At 71.7% G+C, this 16,998-nt stretch carries 17 protein-coding genes; 11 read left to right on the top strand and 6 right to left on the bottom strand.

The features are described from left to right. Positions 1–74: 74 nt before the first annotated feature. Positions 75–890, bottom strand: coding sequence for an SAM-dependent methyltransferase (locus ACIQMJ_RS13265; protein WP_499761224.1), 816 nt, complete (start codon positions 888–890; stop codon positions 75–77). A 166-nt stretch (positions 891–1,056) separates the two neighbouring features. Between ACIQMJ_RS13265 and ACIQMJ_RS13260 the strand changes: the two genes are divergently transcribed. Beyond that, positions 1,057–2,373, top strand: a complete 1,317-nt coding sequence (locus tag ACIQMJ_RS13260) for a cytochrome P450 (protein WP_499761223.1) — start codon at positions 1,057–1,059, stop codon at positions 2,371–2,373. Between the two features lie 21 nt (positions 2,374–2,394). After that, the gene (locus tag ACIQMJ_RS13255; protein WP_499761222.1) at positions 2,395–3,402 is read left to right on the top strand and encodes an alpha/beta hydrolase; all 1,008 of its coding nucleotides are present in this window, start codon (positions 2,395–2,397) and stop codon (positions 3,400–3,402) included. A gap of 457 nt (positions 3,403–3,859) precedes the next feature. On the opposite strand, the gene ACIQMJ_RS13250 is transcribed toward ACIQMJ_RS13255, so the two are convergent. From ACIQMJ_RS13250 to ACIQMJ_RS13240, 3 genes are all read right to left on the bottom strand, one after another. After that, positions 3,860–4,510: a carbohydrate binding domain-containing protein gene (locus ACIQMJ_RS13250; RefSeq protein ID WP_499761221.1), complete on the bottom strand. Its 651-nt coding sequence runs from the start codon at positions 4,508–4,510 to the stop codon at positions 3,860–3,862. Positions 4,511–4,529: 19 nt separating this feature from the next. Then, positions 4,530–5,738 carry a glycoside hydrolase family 26 protein gene (locus ACIQMJ_RS13245; protein WP_499761821.1) on the bottom strand — a complete coding sequence of 403 codons (1,209 nt, stop codon included), beginning with the start codon at positions 5,736–5,738 and terminating at the stop codon, positions 4,530–4,532. A 61-nt stretch (positions 5,739–5,799) separates the two neighbouring features. Next, positions 5,800–6,291, bottom strand: a complete 492-nt coding sequence (locus ACIQMJ_RS13240; RefSeq protein WP_499761220.1) for a MarR family winged helix-turn-helix transcriptional regulator — start codon at positions 6,289–6,291, stop codon at positions 5,800–5,802. Positions 6,292–6,338: 47 nt separating this feature from the next. Here ACIQMJ_RS13240 and ACIQMJ_RS13235 point away from each other — a divergent pair, with 47 nt between their 5' ends. The 4 genes from ACIQMJ_RS13235 (at position 6,339) to ACIQMJ_RS13220 (ending at position 9,581) form a co-directional block, all read left to right on the top strand. After that, entirely contained in the window at positions 6,339–7,313 is a 975-nt protein-coding gene (locus ACIQMJ_RS13235) for an EamA family transporter (RefSeq protein ID WP_499761219.1), read from the top strand. Positions 7,314–7,326: 13 nt separating this feature from the next. Then, positions 7,327–7,881 (top strand): NAD(P)-dependent oxidoreductase, encoded by a 555-nt coding sequence (locus ACIQMJ_RS13230; RefSeq protein ID WP_499761218.1) that lies wholly within the window; start codon positions 7,327–7,329, stop codon positions 7,879–7,881. A 101-nt stretch (positions 7,882–7,982) separates the two neighbouring features. Further along, positions 7,983–8,390, top strand: a complete 408-nt coding sequence (locus tag ACIQMJ_RS13225; protein WP_499761217.1) for a YciI family protein — start codon at positions 7,983–7,985, stop codon at positions 8,388–8,390. A 9-nt stretch (positions 8,391–8,399) separates the two neighbouring features. Then, on the top strand, positions 8,400–9,581 hold the full coding sequence (locus ACIQMJ_RS13220) for an RNA polymerase sigma factor (protein WP_499761216.1): 1,182 nt from the start codon (positions 8,400–8,402) through the stop codon (positions 9,579–9,581). Between the two features lie 28 nt (positions 9,582–9,609). Here ACIQMJ_RS13220 and ACIQMJ_RS13215 read toward each other — a convergent pair whose 3' ends face one another. Next, entirely contained in the window at positions 9,610–12,213 is a 2,604-nt protein-coding gene (locus tag ACIQMJ_RS13215) for a glycoside hydrolase family 3 protein (protein ID WP_499761215.1), read from the bottom strand. A 271-nt stretch (positions 12,214–12,484) separates the two neighbouring features. Between ACIQMJ_RS13215 and bdeA the strand changes: the two genes are divergently transcribed. The 3 genes from bdeA (at position 12,485) to ACIQMJ_RS13200 (ending at position 15,129) form a co-directional block, all read left to right on the top strand. Next, on the top strand, positions 12,485–13,357 hold the full coding sequence (bdeA, locus tag ACIQMJ_RS13210; RefSeq protein ID WP_499761214.1) for a bis(hydroxyethyl) terephthalate hydrolase: 873 nt from the start codon (positions 12,485–12,487) through the stop codon (positions 13,355–13,357). Positions 13,358–13,660: 303 nt separating this feature from the next. Continuing rightward, on the top strand, positions 13,661–14,251 hold the full coding sequence (locus ACIQMJ_RS13205; protein WP_499761213.1) for an RNA polymerase sigma factor: 591 nt from the start codon (positions 13,661–13,663) through the stop codon (positions 14,249–14,251). After that, positions 14,248–15,129 (top strand): hypothetical protein, encoded by an 882-nt coding sequence (locus ACIQMJ_RS13200; protein ID WP_499761212.1) that lies wholly within the window; start codon positions 14,248–14,250, stop codon positions 15,127–15,129. Before ACIQMJ_RS13205 ends, ACIQMJ_RS13200 begins: the two co-directional genes overlap by 4 nt. A gap of 21 nt (positions 15,130–15,150) precedes the next feature. Here ACIQMJ_RS13200 and ACIQMJ_RS13195 read toward each other — a convergent pair whose 3' ends face one another. Then, positions 15,151–15,597 (bottom strand): Lrp/AsnC family transcriptional regulator, encoded by a 447-nt coding sequence (locus tag ACIQMJ_RS13195; protein ID WP_499761211.1) that lies wholly within the window; start codon positions 15,595–15,597, stop codon positions 15,151–15,153. A 93-nt stretch (positions 15,598–15,690) separates the two neighbouring features. Between ACIQMJ_RS13195 and ACIQMJ_RS13190 the strand changes: the two genes are divergently transcribed. Then, on the top strand, positions 15,691–16,524 hold the full coding sequence (locus tag ACIQMJ_RS13190) for an LLM class flavin-dependent oxidoreductase (RefSeq protein ID WP_499761210.1): 834 nt from the start codon (positions 15,691–15,693) through the stop codon (positions 16,522–16,524). Beyond that, positions 16,521–16,931 (top strand): nucleoside deaminase, encoded by a 411-nt coding sequence (locus ACIQMJ_RS13185; RefSeq protein WP_499761209.1) that lies wholly within the window; start codon positions 16,521–16,523, stop codon positions 16,929–16,931. The genes ACIQMJ_RS13190 and ACIQMJ_RS13185 overlap by 4 nt, the downstream gene beginning before the upstream one ends. Positions 16,932–16,998: the final 67 nt, after the last annotated feature.

Here is a 16,998-nt window from a genome sequence, read left to right as displayed (position 1 = left end):
TACCTACCCCCCACCGGTCAACACTCGACCGGAAGTGTGAACCGCGCGCACCCTCCGTGACTTTTCGCCGGAATTCAGGGCTTTCGGCCGACGCCGGCGTAGACCAGCATGTTCATGTCCGGTTCGGAGGCGATGTCGCCAGGACCGCCGGGGCGCCATTCACCGCACCCGACCAGGCCCGGGTCCACCAGTTCGAATCCGTCGAACATGCGGGTGATCTCGGCGTGGGAGCGGAGGTTCACCTGATCGGGGCTGTTGCTCTGCTTGATCGCGTCGGTGGCGTCGTTGAGGTTCTCGCCCTGGTTGTCCCCGGTCGCGTGGGTGACCGCCAGGTAGCTGCCGGGCGCGAGCGCGTCGCGGTACCGGGCGACCAGGGCGCGCGGGTCGGCGTCGTCGGGCACCCAGTGCAGCATGAGCAGCATGAGCACCCCGATCGGCTGGTCGAAGTCGAGCAGCCGGCGGGCCGCGTCGCTGTTCAGGATCACGTCGGGTTCGCGCATGTCGGCCTGCACGACGGCCGCGTCGTCGTTGCCGAGCAGCATCAACTCGCTGTGCGCGACGGCGACCGGGTCGCGGTCGACGTAGAGCACGCGGGCGCCGGGCGCGACGGCCTGTGCGACCTCGTGCACGTTGCCCACCGTCGGGATGCCGGAGCCGATGTCGAGGAACTGGCGGACGCCCCGGTCCACCATGAACCGCACGACCCGGCCGAGGAACGCCCGGTTGACGCGGGCGGCGTTGCGCAGGCCCGGCATCATCGCCTCGATCCGCTCGCCCAGCGCGCGGTCGACGGCGAAGTTGTGCGCGCCGCCGAGCATGTAGTCGTAGGTCCGGGCCACGCTCGGCACGGAGATGTCCACGCCGGATGGAATCCATTCGCTCTGCACCATAATTGCGGACACCTCTTCACTCGCGGGTCGGCGAGAGTACCGGGTGGGCGGAACCAGCACGCGTTACCCCATCAGTGTGACACCAACCCACCCGATCGGGCACTATCAGCTTCCACCGAACGGGTCCTATTGTGGGCCGTCCCTTTCGCGGCCGACAGGAGCGGGCATGGCTGTCCCGGTGGCGCCCGGCCGCCTGCCATTCCTCGGCCACTCCCTGGCGATGATCCGCGGCCGGCACGAGTTCACCTCATCACTGCGCGATCACGGTGATGTGGTAAGGGTGGACCTCGGCCCCATGACCACATTTTTCGTGACCACTCCTCGGCTTGTGCACCAGGTGCTGGTCACGGACGGTCCGCGTTTCCGCAAAGGCGCGATGTTCGACAAGTTCCGCCCGTACGTCGGCAATGGCCTGGTGCTTTCCGGCGGCGCGTTCCACCTGCGGCAGCGGCGGATGATCCAGCCCGCGTTCCACCGCGACCGGATCGCCCGCTACGCCACGACGATGGCGCGGGCGGCGACCGCGCTGACCGGGTCGTGGACGCCCGGCGAGGTGCGGGTGGTCGAGGACGACATGCAGGGCCTGGCGGCCACGGTCGTGGGCGAGGCGCTGTTCTCCACCGAGCTCGGGCAGCGGGCCGTCGCCGAGGTGCGCCGGTCCGTGTTCGTGATCATCAAGCAGGGCATGGTGCGGGCGCTGTCGCCGTCGTTCGTGGAACGGCTGCCGCTGCCGGGCAACCGCGAGTTCGACCGGGCCGTCGAGCGGATGCGCGCGCTCGTGCTCGACGTGATCGCGAGCCGGCGGGCCGAGGGCGTCACCGACCGCGGCGACCTGCTGTCGACGTTGCTGCTGGCGCAGGACGAGTCCGGCGACGGCATGACCGACCAGCAGACCTACGACGAGGTGCTGACCCTGCTCACCGCGGGCATCGAGACCACGGCGCTGGCGCTGGCGTGGGCGTTCCACGAGGTCTCGCGGCACCCGGAGGTCGAGCGGCGGCTCGTCGCGGAGCTCGACGAGGTGCTGGGCGGCCGGCCGGTGACGTTCGACGACGTGCCGCGGCTGACCTACACGGCGGCCGTCGTCAACGAGGTCCTGCGGATGTACCCGCTGTGGATCCTGATGCGGCGCGCCGTCGAGCCGGTCGTCCTCGACGGGGTGCGCTTACCCGCGGGCGCCGAGGTGATCGTGAGCCCGCACGCCCTGCACCACGACCCGGCGTCCTTCCCCGACCCGCACCGGTTCGACCCCGACCGGTGGCTGTCACCGTCCCACGCCGTGCCCCGCGGCGCGTACATCCCGTTCGCGGCGGGGGTGCGCCAGTGCGTCGGGAACGTGTTCGCGCAGGTGGAAGTCGTGATCACGCTCGCCACCGTGCTCTCGCGGTGGCGGCTCGTCCCGGTGCCCGGCAAGCCCGTGCGCACCAGGTTCACCTCCACCGCCTACCCCAGCGGCCTGCTGATGACGGCGGTGCCCCGTTGACTCCCCGGAGGTTGTCGAATCGTGCGTTGGTCGCGCTTGCGGTTGTCCGCGGTCGCCCTGCTCACCGCGGCGGCCGGTCTGCTGCCCGCCGCACCGGCGAGCGCCGCGCCCATCACGTGTGAGGACCTCGTCGTGCCGGTGCCGGTGCTCGGCACGGCGCACCACGTGCACGGCAGGCTGTGCGCGCCGGCGGGCGCGTCCACCGTGCAGGTGCTGATCCCCGGCGGCACCTACAACAGCTCCTACTGGGACATCTCGTACTCGCCGGACACCCGGTCGTACCGGCAGGCGATGAACCGGGCCGGGATCGCGACGCTGGCCGTGGACCGGCTCGGCACGGGGCGCAGCTCGCGGCCGTTGAGCGCGCTCGTGACGGCGTCGACCCAGGCGCACGCCGTGCACCAGGTGGTGCGGGCGGTGCGGCCGCGGTTCGAGAAGGTGGTCATCGGCGGTCACTCGATCGGGTCGGCCATGGCGATGATCGAGGCCGGCACCTACCACGACGTGGACGGCGTGCTGGTCACCGGCTTCACGCACCGGATGAACTTCATCACGGTGGTGCCGGCGCTGGCGGGCATGATCCCGGCGGTGCTGGACCCGCAGCTGCACCGGTCCGGGCTGGACCTGGGCTACCTGACCACCGGGCCCGGCCGCCGCTACGACTCGTTCCACGCGCCCGGTCCGCTGGTGCCGGAGGCGATCGCGGTCGACGAGGCGACGAAGGACGTGTTCGCGGTGTCGGAGGCGGTGGACACGATCACGCTGAACAACGTGGTCATCCCGTTCACCCGGTTGATCGACGTGCCGGTGCTGGTCGTGGTCGGCGCGGGCGACACCCACTTCTGCGGCCGACCGCTGGGCAGCGACTGCTCGTCGTCCGACGCCCTGCGCGCCTCGGAATCCCCGTTCTTCTCACCGTCGGCCCGCTTGCAGTCCCACGTGCTGCCCGGTTACGGCCACTCGATCAACTACGCCCCCAACGCCCCCGCCTACCACCACACCGTCGCCACCTGGACCACCACCCTCTGACCGCGAGAGTCCTACGTCCAACGCCCGAGAGTCCTACGTTCAGGAGCCCTGAGTTCAACGCTCGGACCGACCGCCCGGTCTGCCGAGTGTTGAATTCGCCTGCTCTGAACGTAGGACTCTCGCGGCGTGGGCGTTGGACTCTCGCGGTCAGGTGGGGATCGGGGTCAGGCGGTAGGAGGTGGCGGCGGTGGTCGGGGTCTCGTAGTGGACGGTGGCGACGCGGGTCGTGCAGGTGGCCTCGGAGAACAGCTCCAGGGCGGTGCCGTCGCCGAAGCCCCCGGGCGGCGGAACGGGCGGTCGGGAAGCCCAGGTCCGCCACGGGGTGGCAGCCGTAGGTCGGCGGCACGACGGCACGGGTGCCGGTGAACGAGGTGCCGGAGAACACGCAGTACCCCGATTCCCGGCACTGCGGGCTCACGTCGGACGCGGACGCCGGGGCGGGGTCGGTGCGGAGCGGTCAGCTCACGCGGATGTCGTCCAGGTAGAACGTCCCGGTGACGACCGGGTTGCCCTCCACCTGGTTGACGAAGATGTTGAACTGGGACAGGTTCTCCAGGTCCCCCGGCGTGATCCGCCGGTGCGCGTTGCCGGTGTCCCACGGCGCCGGCCGCCAGTCCGCGAACGGGATCGTCACGACGCCCGCCGCCGTGCCCGCCATCGACGGGTACGCCTCGTACGCCACGCCACCGGCGTTGAGCTGGAGCACGAGCTCGTGGTTCGACCCGTCGGGCCGCAGCCAGAACGACAGCCCGGTGCAGCCCGACCAGTCGCCCGAGATCCGCTTGCCGATGCCGGTGTAGGTCTGGGAGCCGAAGTCGTAGGCGAACTTCAGCGCCTTGCCGCCGTTCTCCGCCGCCAACGAGATCCGGTTCGTGCCGTACGGGCTGTACTCCGCGCCCAGCGCCACGTCGTCCACGTGGCCCTCGAAGTCGTCCACCACACCGGGTGCCGACGGCGGCTTCGCGCCCAGGATCACGCGGTTCGTCGTGGACGACGTGCCACCGGCCGCCACCGCGGTCACCTTGAGCTGCGTGACCTTGTTCATCAGGTGCTCCGCGCCGATGTCCCAGGTGCCCGTGTGGTACCCGGTCCGCCGGTCGAGCTTCAACGGGTGCTTGGTCGGGTCGTCACCGACGGTGTAGTGACGAGCGCGTGCTTGGCGTCGAGCAGCCGCGCGCGGACCGTCGTGGTCGGCGTGGTGATCCGCTCGCCGCCCGGCGGCGACACGACGTGCAGGAACGGCTCGTGCGCCGCGGCCTTGACCTTGCGGTCGTAGACGTCGGCGAGGTCCAGCGCCGAGCCGAACACGGCGAACGGGTCCGCGTGCAGGCGGCGCAGGTCCGGCAGCAGCTCGTGCTCGGGTTCGGTGGCGGTCGCCGGGGGGGCAGGAAGAACTGCTCGGTGCCGAAGTTGACCCAGGTCAGCATGAACGCGCTGCGGTTGGCCCACGGGTCGGCCTTGATGGCGTCGAACAGGGTGGTGAACCAGTCGAGGTTCCCGTTCTGCCCGTTGGGCTTGAGCGCCCCGCTGACGCCGTACTCGGTGAACGCCGACACCTTGCCCCTCTGCTGGGCGATGCGGGCGATCATGCCGAGGTCGGCGACCACGCCGTCCAGCCACTGCTGCGAGCCGTTGCTGCCGTCGTAGCTGTCGATGCCGAACACGTCGATGTAGTTGTCGCCCGGGTACGTGCGCATGTAGACGTCGTCCACGCCGCCGTAGCCGCCGCCCGGCGAGTACGCGTACAGGAAGTTGTGCACGTCCTTGACGTCGCGCAGGTACTCGACGGTGTAGCGGAACAGCTCGACGTACTTCGCCGGTGACGCGTGCGCCGCGCCCCACCAGAACCACGAGCCGCTGTTCTCGTGGAACGGCCGGTGGATCATCGGGATGGGGTTGCCGTCGCGGTCGTCGACCTCGTGCGCGAGGCGGGCGACGCGGTCGAGGTAGGCGTTGAACTGCGCGTGGTGGTCGCCGCCGGGCAGGATGCGGGTGACGACGTCGCCGTCGGTGTCGTAGAAGCTGCCGCCGGTGACGAAGTTGTCCATGTGGGACGCGAGCGTGTGGATGCCGCCGATCTCGTTGTGCGCGGTCTCGATCAGCTTGACCGTGGCCCGGAAGTTCTCCTCCGGGGCCGGGTCGCCGGGTGACGAGCCGTGGCCGAGGTGGCCGGTGTCCCAGCCGAACAGCGCCGGGTGGTCGCCGACGCCCGCCTTCACGTCGGACTTGAGCCCGTCGGTCTCGGTGGACTCGTCCCAGGTGACGCCGAACTCGGTGGTCTGCTGGTGGCCGAACAGCACACCGTTGCCCTGCTGGTCGCGCAGGTGGGAGAACAGGCGCCGTAAGTGAAGAAACTTGGCCCAAGTCAGTCGCGCGGGCCCGCGCGGACCCGTGCGCTCACTTGTCGCCGAGGGACTCCAAAACCTGCTTCAAGGTGTCCGCCAACGCCGTCCGCTCCGCCGACGACAGTGCGCCGAGCAGCCGGTTCTCGGTGGCGAGGTGGTCGGGCAGCACCCGGTCGATCAGGTCGAACCCCGCGTCGGTGAGGGCGACGACCACACCCCGGCCGTCGTGCTCGTTCGGGGTCCGGACCACGAGACCGCGCGCTTCGAGCCGGTCGAGCCGCTGGGTGACGGCCCCGGACGTCACCATCGAGGCGCGCATGAGCTCGGTCGGGGTCAGCCGGTGCGGCGGGGCGCTGCGGCGCAAGGTCGCCAGGACGTCGAACGACGCCCGGTCCAGGCCGTGCGAGGCGAAGGTCTTGCCCAGCTCGGCGTCGACCAGACGGGCCAGGCGACTGAGCCGGCCGATCACCGCCATCGGTGAGACGTCGAGGTCGGGGCGCTGCGCGTGCCACTGGCTGACAACCAGGTCGACGTGGTCTGCCACCGAACTAGCTTAGCGGTGAGCTAAGTCACGCGGGCGATAGCTTAGCAATGAGATACTTTGTCTTAGTGCTAAGCAAATGGGTGACCGCGCTCGCCCCCGCCGTGTGGGGCACGACGTACTACGTCACCACCGAGCACCTGCCACCGGACCGGCCGTTGCTCGCCGGTCTGCTGCGGGCGCTGCCGGCCGGGTTGGTGCTGGTGGCGGTCACGCGGCAGCTGCCGCGCGGCGACTGGTGGTGGCGCTCGCTGGTGCTGGGCACGCTGAACATCGGCGTGTTCCTGCCGTTGCTGTTCCTGGCCGCCTACCGGCTGCCGGGCGGGGTGGCGGCGACCGTCGGCGCCGTGCAGCCGTTGATCGTGGCCGGGCTGGCGGTGCTGCTGCTGGGGCAGCGGATGACGACCCGGACGGCGCTCGCCGGGATCGCGGGGGTGGTCGGCGTGGCGCTGCTGGTGCTGCGGGCCGACGCGCGGCTGGACCTGGTCGGGGTGGCGGCGGCGCTGGGTGGCGCGGTGGCGATGGCCGCCGGGGTCGTGCTGAGCAAGCGGTGGACGTCGCCCGCACCGCTGCTGGCCGTGACCGGGTGGCAGCTCGTGGGCGGTGGCCTGGTGCTGCTGCCGGTGACGTTCCTGGTCGAGGGGGCGCCGCCGGCGATGACCGCGGCCAACGTCGGCGGCTTCGCCTACCTGGGGATCATCGGCGGGGCGATGTCCTACGCCCTGTGGTTCCGGGGGATCCGGGTGCTCGCCGCCACGCAGGTCACGTTCCTGGGCCTGCTCAGCCCCGTCGTCGCAACGGCGGTCGGGTGGCTCGTGCTCGACCAGGGCCTGAGCGCGTTGCAGGTGGTCGGTGCGGTGGTCGTGCTGGTGGCGCTGGTGGTGGCCCAGCGGAATCCAGCCCAAGGGAATCCCATCCAGCGGAATCCGGCCCAAGGGGAACCGGCTCGGAAGGCCGAGCGGGAGAAGAAGGTCGAGCAGGAGGGGGAAAGCGGTGCGGATCACCGTGTTCGGAGCGTTCGGTAGCGTCGGTCGGCGCGTGGTGGAGGAAGCGCGGCGGCGCGGGCACGAGGTCACGCCCGTCAGCCGGAAGGCCGGGGCCGCAGCCGGGGTCGAGGTCGGGGACGCGCGGGTGGTCGAGGACGTCGTCCGGCTCAGCGCCGGGTCCGACCTGGTGATCAGCGCCACCCGGCCGGTGGACGGGCAGGAGGGCCAACTGGTCGAGGCGGCTCGGGCGCTGCTGGCCGGGGTGGCGCGAACCGGGGTGCGGTTGTTGCTGGTGGGAGGGGCCGCGACGCTCGTGACGCCGGAGGGGCACACGGTGCAGGAGGCGCCCGACTTCCCGGACGAGCTGAAGCCCATCTCCCGGGCGTGCGCCGAGCAGCTGGGGGTGTGCCTGGCCGACCGCGCGGCGGACTGGACCTACCTCAGCCCGCCGTCGCTGCTGGAGCCGGGCGAGCGGACCGGCGTGTTCCGGGTCGGTCGGGACGAGCAGGTCGGGTCGACCATCTCGATCGAGGACCTGGCGGTGGCCCTGCTGGACGAGGCCGAGGCGCCCCGGCACCGGGGTGTCCGGTTCACCGTCGGGTACTGAGGAAGTTCTTCGGGCCGGATGTCGAGAACCCGTCATCGGCTCCGTCCCCGCGGTGAACGTGCGACCAGAATGGGTCGCACCGCGCACCGAGGAGAACCCCCATGGCCAAGTACCTGCTGCTCAAGCACTACCGCGGCGCTCCGGCGGCGGTCAACGACGTGCCCATGGAGCAGTGGACGCCGGAGGAGATCACGGCCCACGTGCAGTACATGAACGACTTCGCGCGGCGGCTGGAGGAGACCGGCGAGTTCGTGGACGGCCAGGCTCTCGCCCCGCAGGGGACGTTCGTCCGGTACGACGGCGAGGGCCGCCCGCCGGTCACCGACGGCCCGTTCGCCGAGACCAAGGACCTCATCGCGGGCTGGATGGTGATCGACGTCGACAGCTACGAGCGGGCGGTGGAACTGGCGGGCGAGCTGTCCGCGGCACCCGGCGCGGGCGGGAAGCCGATCCACGAGTGGCTGGAGCTGCGCCCGTTCCTGACCTCGTCGCACACCATCGCGGACTGACGTCCGACGATGGACGAGCTCCTGCTCCGCGCCCTCACGCCGAGCGTGCTCACGATCCTCGTCCGCCGCGGCGCCGACTTCGCGGCGGCCGAGGACGCGGTGCAGGACGCGCTGGTCGAAGCGGTCCGGGTGTGGCCGGACGACCCGCCGCGCGACGCCAAGGGCTGGCTGGTCACGGTGGCCTGGCGCCGATTCCTCGACGCGACGCGGGCGGACGTCGCCCGTCGGCGGCGCGAGGACCTCGTGGACGAGGAACCGGGGCCGGGGCCCGCGGCGGCGGTGGACGACACGCTCCAGCTCTACTTCCTGTGCGCCCACCCGTCGTTGACGCCGTCGTCGGCGGTCGCGCTCACGCTGCGCGCCGTCGGCGGGTTGACGACGCGGCAGATCGCGCGGGCGTACCTGGTGCCCGAGGCGACCATGGCGCAGCGGATCAGCCGGGCGAAGCGGACCGTGTCGTCCGTGCGGTTCGACCAGCCCGGCGACGTCGCCACCGTGCTGCGGGTGCTCTACCTGGTGTTCAACGAGGGGTACTCCGGGGACGTCGACCTCGCGGTCGAGGCCGTCCGGCTCACCCGGCAGCTCGCGGCGTCGATCGACCACCCGGAGGTGGCCGGGCTGCTGGCGTTGATGCTGCTCCACCACGCCCGGCGGGCGGCCCGGACCAAGCCCGACGGGAGCCTGGTGCCGCTCGCCGAGCAGGACCGGGGGCTGTGGGACACCGGGTTGATCGCGGAGGGCGTCGAGATCCTGCAGGCGGCCCTGGCCCGGGACCGGCTGGGCGAGTTCCAGGCCCAGGCCGCCATCGCGGCGCTGCACGCCGACGCGCCGAGGGCGGAGGAGACCGACTGGGTGCAGATCGTGGAGTGGTACGACGAGCTGGTGCGGCTGACCGACAGCCCGGTCGTGCGGCTCAACCGGGCGGTCGCGGTCGGCGAGGCGGACGGGCCGCGGGCCGGGTTGGCGGCGCTCGCCGGGGTGGACGACGCGCTGCCGCGCTACACGGCGGTGGAAGCGCACCTGCGGGAGCGCGACGGTGACCTGGACACGGCGGCGCGGCTGTACGTCGAGGCGGCGCGGAAGGCCGTCGACCTGGCCGAGCACGCCCACCTCACCAAGCAGGCGGCCCGGCTGAACGCGCGGCGCAGGAGCCGGCGGAGCGGGGCGGAACGACCGGAGCCCTCCCCCTGACGGGGAAGGGCTCCGGGTCGGTGGCCGGTCAGGTCAGTTCGGCGCAGGTCTTGGCGTCGGGGTCGGCGGCGGCCTTCGGGACCCACCGGACGTTGGCGAACGAAGCCTGGAACGCGCCCTCGGTGTAGACCAGGAACGGCGTGTTGACGTTCTCCAGGTCGAGACCGCCCTGCGCGAAGCAGGAGATCGGGATCTTCACCGTCGACTTCACGCCGGTGGGCAGGCCGGTGAACACGCCCGTCGCGTTGACCTCGGCGAAGCACGGGTACTGGCAGTGCGTGCTCACGACCGTCCGGGCGGCCGGCGCCTGGTGCACGATCACGTCGAACACCAGCGCGGCGTCGGCGTTGAGGTAGCCGCGCAGGTCGCTGCCGCCCGCCGGGTCCTGCACGTAGACCTGGCCCGGACCCGTGCCGGTCCACGTCGTCTTCATCGCGTCACCCTGGACGTTCACGTCGGCCGGGACGACGGTGATCGAGCTGTGCGCGGCCTCGCCGTCCGGGCCGAGCTCGGTGCCGCCCCAGTTGTCCGGGGAGCCGATGTAGCTGCGGTAGGGGGCCACGTCGGTGCGGACGTGCAGCTCCAGGTCCTCGGTCGCCGTGCCGCCGCCGCCGTTGCCGGAGCAGCCGAACTCGGGCGAGGTCTCGTCCAGCCGGCCGACGTTGCCGGTCTGGTGCGCGCGCAGGCCGTAGCCCGCCTTGAACAGCGGGTCGCCGTCGGCGTCCACCGGGGTCTGGCAGGCGCTGCGCGGCCACGAGAACGACAGCTTGCCGGTGTAGCCGGGGTAGGTGTGCCTGCCGCGGACCAGCAGGTCGGCGACGCCGCCGCCTTCGGTGCCGGGCAGCCACGCCGCGACGAACGCGTCGGAGCGGTTGAGCTCCTTGTTGACGTGCAGCGGGCGGCCGGAGACGTAGACCGTGACGACCGGCGTGCCCTTGCCGCTGACCTTGTCCAGCACGGCGAGGTCGTTCGGGTAGAGCTTGGCGGCCTCCAGGGACCGCTTGCCGATGTCGCCGACACCCTCGGCGTACGGGGTCTCGCCGATCACCGCGACCACCGCGTCGAAGCCGGCGGGGTCGACGTCACCGGTCTCGCTGAACACCACGTTCTGCTCGCCGAGCGCCTCCTTGAGGCCGCCGAGCACGGTGGTCCCGTGGGGGAAGTCGGCGTTGGTGTTGCCGGTGCCCTGCCAGGTCAGGGTCCAGCCGCCGGTCTGGTTCTGCATGCTGTCGGCGCTCTTGCCCACGACCAGCACCTTCGACCGGGGGCTCAGCGGCAGCACGCGGTCGTCGTTCTTGAGCAGGACCTGGCTCTTGCGGACCGCCTCGCGGGCCAGCTCGCGGGCTTCGAGGGCGTCGGCGGACCCGGCGTGGTCGCGCCGGGACGGCTTCTCGCCGTCGAGGACGCCGGAGCGGAGCTTGACGCGCAGGATGCGCGTCACCGCGTCGTCGATGCGGGCCAGGGGGATCTGCCCGCTCTCGACCTGGGCGATCGTGTTGGCGATGAACGCCTTCCACTCGTTGGGCACCATCACGACGTCGATGCCCGCGTTGATCGCCTGAGGGCAGGACGAGTTGGTGCAGCCCGCGACCTGGCCGATGCCGTTCCAGTCGGAGACCACCAGGCCGTCGAAGCCCATCTTGCCCTTGAGGATGTCGTTCACCGCGAGCTTGCTGCCGTGCAGCTTGCCCTCGTCGATGCCCAGGTCGGCGTTGGTCCAGCTGTTGAACGACACCATCACGGTCTGGGCGCCCGCGGCGAGCGCGCCGTAGTAGCCCTGGCCGTGCACGTTGATCATCTCGGCCTCGGACGAGGGGTTGACGCCCTGGTCCTTGCCGCCGGCCGTGCCGCCGTCACCGATGAAGTGCTTGGCCGTGGCGAGCACGCCGACCCGGCTGCGGCTGCTGCCCTGGAGCCCCCGGGTGGCCTCGTAGCCGTAGGCCCGGGTGATCCGCGGGTCCTCGGAGAAGCCCTCGTACGTGCGGCCCCACCGGTCGTCCAGCGGCACGGCCAGCGTCGGCGCGAACGCCCAGTCCTGGCCGGTGGCGCGGATCTGCTCGGCGGTCGCCTTGCCGATGTCCCGGATCAGGCACGGGTCGTGCGCCGCGCCGAGGCCGATGTTGTGCGGGAAGACGGTGGTGCCGTAGACGTTGTTGTTGCCGTGCACGGCGTCGATGCCCCAGATGGCGGGGATGCCCGTGCGGCTGGCCTTGGACGCGTCCCAGTAGGCGTCGGCCAGGGCGAGCCACGCCTCGGGCGCGGCGTGCTTGTCCCGGTTCGGCCACGAGCCGCCGCCGTTGAGGACCGAGCCGATGCCGTACTCGCGCACCTCGTCCGGGGTGATGGCGCCGATCTCCGGCTGGGTCATCTGGCCGACCTTCTCGGCCAGCGTCATGCCCGCGAGGATGCTCTTGACGCGCCGCTCGTCGGCGGGCTTGGACTTGACCCGGCTCTCGACCCGGGGCCAGTCGGCCAGCTCGGGGAGCTCGTTCTCGATCCGGGCGCAGCCGTGCTCGGTGCGCGGCTCGCCGATGACCGGACGGCGCGACTCCGGGGAGGCACTGGCGCCTCCGGTGATGAGACCGGCGGCGAGCACCGCGGCCAGCGCGGCGCTCAGGTGTCTGCGGGACATCGGCGGTTCCGTTCGTTCGACGGCTGTGTCGCGCCCGATCCTCGTGAGGTCTCGGTTCGTGGTCAAGACCACCGTGGGAGCGCTTCCTCGCAGGTCGGAGTTCCGGTCGCGGGCCGATGTCCCGGTACGCGGAAGTGAAACATTTTCTGATCACAGTGTGTGCACGACCACTTACTTGACGCGAGAGTAGGTAGTGGTTCAGACTCCTCCAGGTCAGTTGGTCCACTCAGGACTTACGCCGCCAAGTCCTTGCCACGCTGGGAACGAAGCCATGTCCTTGAGGTCTCCCCTGTCCCGTCGCGCCCTGATCCTGGCCGCGACGGTCGCCCTCACCACGTCCGGCGCGGTCGCCCAGGCCGCGGAGAACCCCTACGAGAGGGGACCGGCACCGTCCACTTCGAGCATCGAGGCCACCCGCGGGCCGTTCGCCACCAGCCAGACGACCGTGTCGTCGCTGAGCGTGCGCGGCTTCGGCGGCGGCACGATCTACTACCCGACCAGCACCGCCGAGGGCACCTTCGGCGCGGTCGCGGTCTCGCCCGGCTACACGGCCACGCAGTCCAGCCTGTCCTGGCTCGGACCGCGCCTGGCCTCGCAGGGCTTCGTCATCTTCATCATCGACACGAACTCCCGCTACGACCAGCCCTCCTCGCGCGGCGACCAGCTGCTGGCCGCGCTGGACTACCTCACCACGAGCAGCTCGGTGCGCAGCCGCATCGACGCCTCCCGCCTCGGCGTGATGGGGCACTCCATGGGCGGCGGTGGCGCGCTGGAGGCCACCAAGGACCGGCCGAGCCTGCAAGCCTCCATCCCGCTCACCGCGTGGAACACCACCAAGACGTGGTCGACCGTGCAGACGCCGACCCTGATCGTCGGCGCGGAGGACGACACGGTCGCGTCCGTCACGTCGCACTCCGAGCCGTTCTACAACGGCCTGCCGTCCACCCTGGACAAGGCGTACCTGGAGCTGGAGGGCGCGAGCCACTTCGCGCCGAACAGCTCGAACACCACGATCGCGAAGTACAGCATCGCGTGGCTCAAGCGGTTCATCGACGACGACACCCGCTACGAGCAGTTCCTGTGCCCGGCGCCGCGCGACGCGGCGATCTCCGAGTACCGGGACACCTGCCCGCACTCCTCCTGATGGGCCCGGCGGGGCGGTTCACGCTGTTCAGCAGCATGAACCGCCCCTTCGGAAAGCGCTTGCCAGGTGTGCTCGGGGTGCGCTACCGTCGATCCTGGGAACGTTCCCAGAGACGGGTCGTCCCGCAACGCACGGCGGCGGCGTTGACGGGTCCGAGGGGCCGCCGCCGGTGTGGCTGGACGCGGGGCGAGAGCGCTCTCCCCCACGCCCTGGAGGTCTCGACGACGAGGCCGACCTCGCCGGCGGCGGCCCTTTGGGATTCCGGGAGGCAACACCTGCCCGCCCGGCGGGCACAAGTGGTGCATGACGACCGATGACCCCGACGACCGCACCCTGTGGTCACAGGCCGCGGCGGGGAGCGGACCGGCTTTCGGCGTGCTGTTCGACCGGCACGCCAAGGCGGTCTACAACCACTGCTTCCGGCTGACCGCGTCGTGGGCGGCCGCCGAGGACCACCTGCAGAACACGTTCCTGGTGGCCTGGCGCAAGCGCGACCGGCTGCGGCTGGAGCACGACTCCGCCCTGCCGTGGCTGCTCGCCGTGGCCACGAACGTGGTGCGCAGCGACCGGCGCACGGTGGCGCGCCGGCTGCGCCTGTTCCGCAGGGCCCCGGTGGAGACCCCGGTCCCCGACCACGCCGACCAGGTGGCCGAGCGGGTCGACGACCAGCGGCGGATGGCCCGACTGCTGGCCGCCGTGGCGGAACTGCCGCGCAACGAACGGGAAGCGCTCGCGCTGTGCGTGTGGTCGGGCGTGTCCTACGCCGACGCCGCCGGCGTGCTCGGCATCGCCGAGGTGAGCGTCCGGGCCCGGGTCAGCAAGGCCAAGGCCCGGTTGTCCCGCAAGCTGGCGCCGGTCGTCGCAGCTCCCGCGCTCACCCTGGAGGACCGATGAACCACGCACTCCCCCCGACCCGGGACGTTCCGCCGCACAGCCGGGCACGCATCCGCGCGCGACTGGAGCAGGAGGTCACCGGTGGTCGCCGCGCCGTCCGGTTCGCACCCCTGATCACCGCCGGTGTCGCGGTGGCGGCCGTCGTCGCGCTGGTCGCGGTCGTCGCGCCGTGGCAGCAGGACGGCGGTGGCGACGGGGCGGCGGGCCGGACCGTCGTGACGAGCACGACGGCCTCCTCGGCCGCCGCACCGGCCACGCCGGTGGTCCCCGGGCTCGCGCCGGAGCGGATCGCCGAGATCGAGCAGGGCTGCGCGGACAGCGCGGGCGTCAAGAGCAAGCCCGTGCTGCACCAGTACCTGACCGACGAGATCGGCACGTTCGCGCTGCTCTACTCCGAGCGCGACATGCTGAGCTGCACGGTCGACGGCCCCACCATGCCCTACAACTCGGCGATGGCGAGCGGCCTGGCGGTCGGGTGGCTGCCCGGCGAGTTCGCCGCGGACGAGGTCGGCTCGGCCTCGGGCGGCGACGGCGGGAAGCCGGAGTACCGGGACCGGCCGGGGTACGACCAGGCGGTCGGCCGGGTGACGTCGAAGGTGGCGAGGGTGACCTTCGGGCAGGACGGGCGGGAGGTGGAGGCGACGATCGCCAACGGCACGTTCGTGGCCCGGATCGCGCACCCGTCGGACTGGCAGGTCCCGGACCGGTGGGACCGGCAGGGCACCCTGCGGGCGTACGACGCGCGGGGTGCGCTGCTCGGCGAGTGGATGTCCCAGTGGGACCGGACGAAGTGCTGGGTCGACCCGGGTGGCGTGATCGTCGCCGGCGCCCGCGACCGCGACCCGGCGACGTGCGCGCCGGCCGTGGCCTGGGAGTAGTCGTCGCCGGGGTGTGCCGCGCTACGCCTGCGACACACCCCGGTACGGCAGGGTCTGGCTGTAGACGATGTTCGTGGTGGTGCTGCCGAAGCCGGTGAGGTCGTTGACGACCTGCTCCAGGTGCGGCATGGACGTGGCGGCGACCTTGAGCGTGTAGCAGTCGTCACCGGTGGTGCGCAGGCACTCCAGGATCTCGGGGCGGTCGGCCAGCAGCGCGTGCAGCGGCTCGTGCCGGTTGCCCGGGTACTTCAGCCGGACGACGGCGAGCACCGCGTAGCCGACCTTGGCCAGGTCCACCTCGGCCCGGTAGCCGGTGATCACGCCCGCGGACTCCAGCCGGCGGACGCGTTCGGTGGTGGCCGAGGCGCTGAGGTTGACCCGGCGGCCCAGTTCGCTGAGCGCGATCCGGCCGTCGCGTTGCAGCTCACCGAGGATGGCCCAGTCGGTCGGATCGAGGTTCCCGGTCACCGGCGCACTTTACCGTGGATTTCACGGCGGAACGGGGACGAGACCGGACGAAGTCTCTTCAAGATCGAGGCTGGGCCGCCTAGCGTTGGGGCCGTGCAGATCGGTGTGAACGTCCCGAACTTCGGTCCGGGCACCTCTCCGGACGTGTTGCGGGACTGGGCGCGGACGGTCGAGGGCCTGGGCTTCGACCTGTTGATGGTGTCCGACCACGTGGCCGTGACGCCGGACGTGGCCGAGCAGTACCCGGCGCCGTTCTACGAGCCGTTCACCGCGCTGGCGTGGCTGGCCGGGGTGACGACGCGCATCCGGCTCGGCACCACGGTGGTGGTGCTGCCGTACCGGCACCCGTTGCTGGTGGCGCGGATGGCGGCGAACGTGAACGACCTGTCCGGCGGGCGGTTCGTGCTCGGCGTCGGGGTCGGGTGGGCGCGGCAGGAGTACGCGGCGCTGGGGGTGCCGTTCGGCGAACGCGGCCGGTTGACCGACGAGGGGCTGCGCGTCGTGCGGGCGGCGTGGCGCGAGGAGTCGGACTACCGGGCCGGGCGCATCCCGATCTGGGTCGGCGGGCACTCCGACGCGGCGTTGCGGCGGGTCGTGCGGCTCGGGGACGCGTGGCACAGCCTGCGGCTCACGCCCGAGGGGTTCCGGGAGGCGTTGGGGCGGTTGGAGGTCATCGCGGAGGCGGAGGGGAAGCCGTTGCCCGCGTTGACCCCCCGCATCCTGCTGCACATCACTTCCGAGGAGCAGGGGCCGGGACGGCGGTTGGGCGAGGGGACGGTGGCGCAGGTCGTGGGCGACCTGGCGGAGCTGCGGTCGCTGGGTGCCGAGGCCGTGGTGCTGGACCCGTTCGTCGGCGATCCGCAGGAGACTGTCCACCCCGAGGTCGCATGGCAGGCGTTGGCCACCGTGCGGAAGGAGTTCCGATGAGCTTGCGCAGGGCGATCGAGCTGGCGGCGGAGGCGCGTGCGGCGGGCAACCCGCCGTTCGGGTCGTTGTTGGTGGGGCCGGACGGCGCGGTGCTGGCGGAGGAGCGCAACACCAGCGTGACGGACGACGACATCACCGCGCACCCGGAGCTGAAGCTGGCGCGGTGGGCGGCGCGGTCGCTCACGCCGGAGGTGGCGGCCGGGACGACGATGTACACGAGCTGCCAGCCGTGCGGGATGTGCACGGGCGCGATCGAGCGGTCCGGGCTGGGCCGGGTGGTGTTCGCGCTGTCGACCGAGCAGCTGAACGCGTTGAAGCCGGGTGGGGGGTTCCCGGCCGTGCCGCAGGAGGGGCCCGCGCTGCTGGAGGAGGCGACCGTTCCGGTGGCCGGCTACTACCGGTCCTGAGCGTTGAACTCGGGGGTCCTGAACGTAGGACTCTCGGGTTCCGAACGTAGGACTCTCGGGTTCTGAG

It is taken from the genome of Actinosynnema sp. NPDC091369 (assembly GCF_044757065.1).
Classification (GTDB): Bacteria; Actinomycetota; Actinomycetes; order Mycobacteriales; family Pseudonocardiaceae; genus Actinosynnema.
Note: the sequence above shows the minus strand (reverse complement) of the source record. Positions and strands in the feature narration are given on the sequence as shown.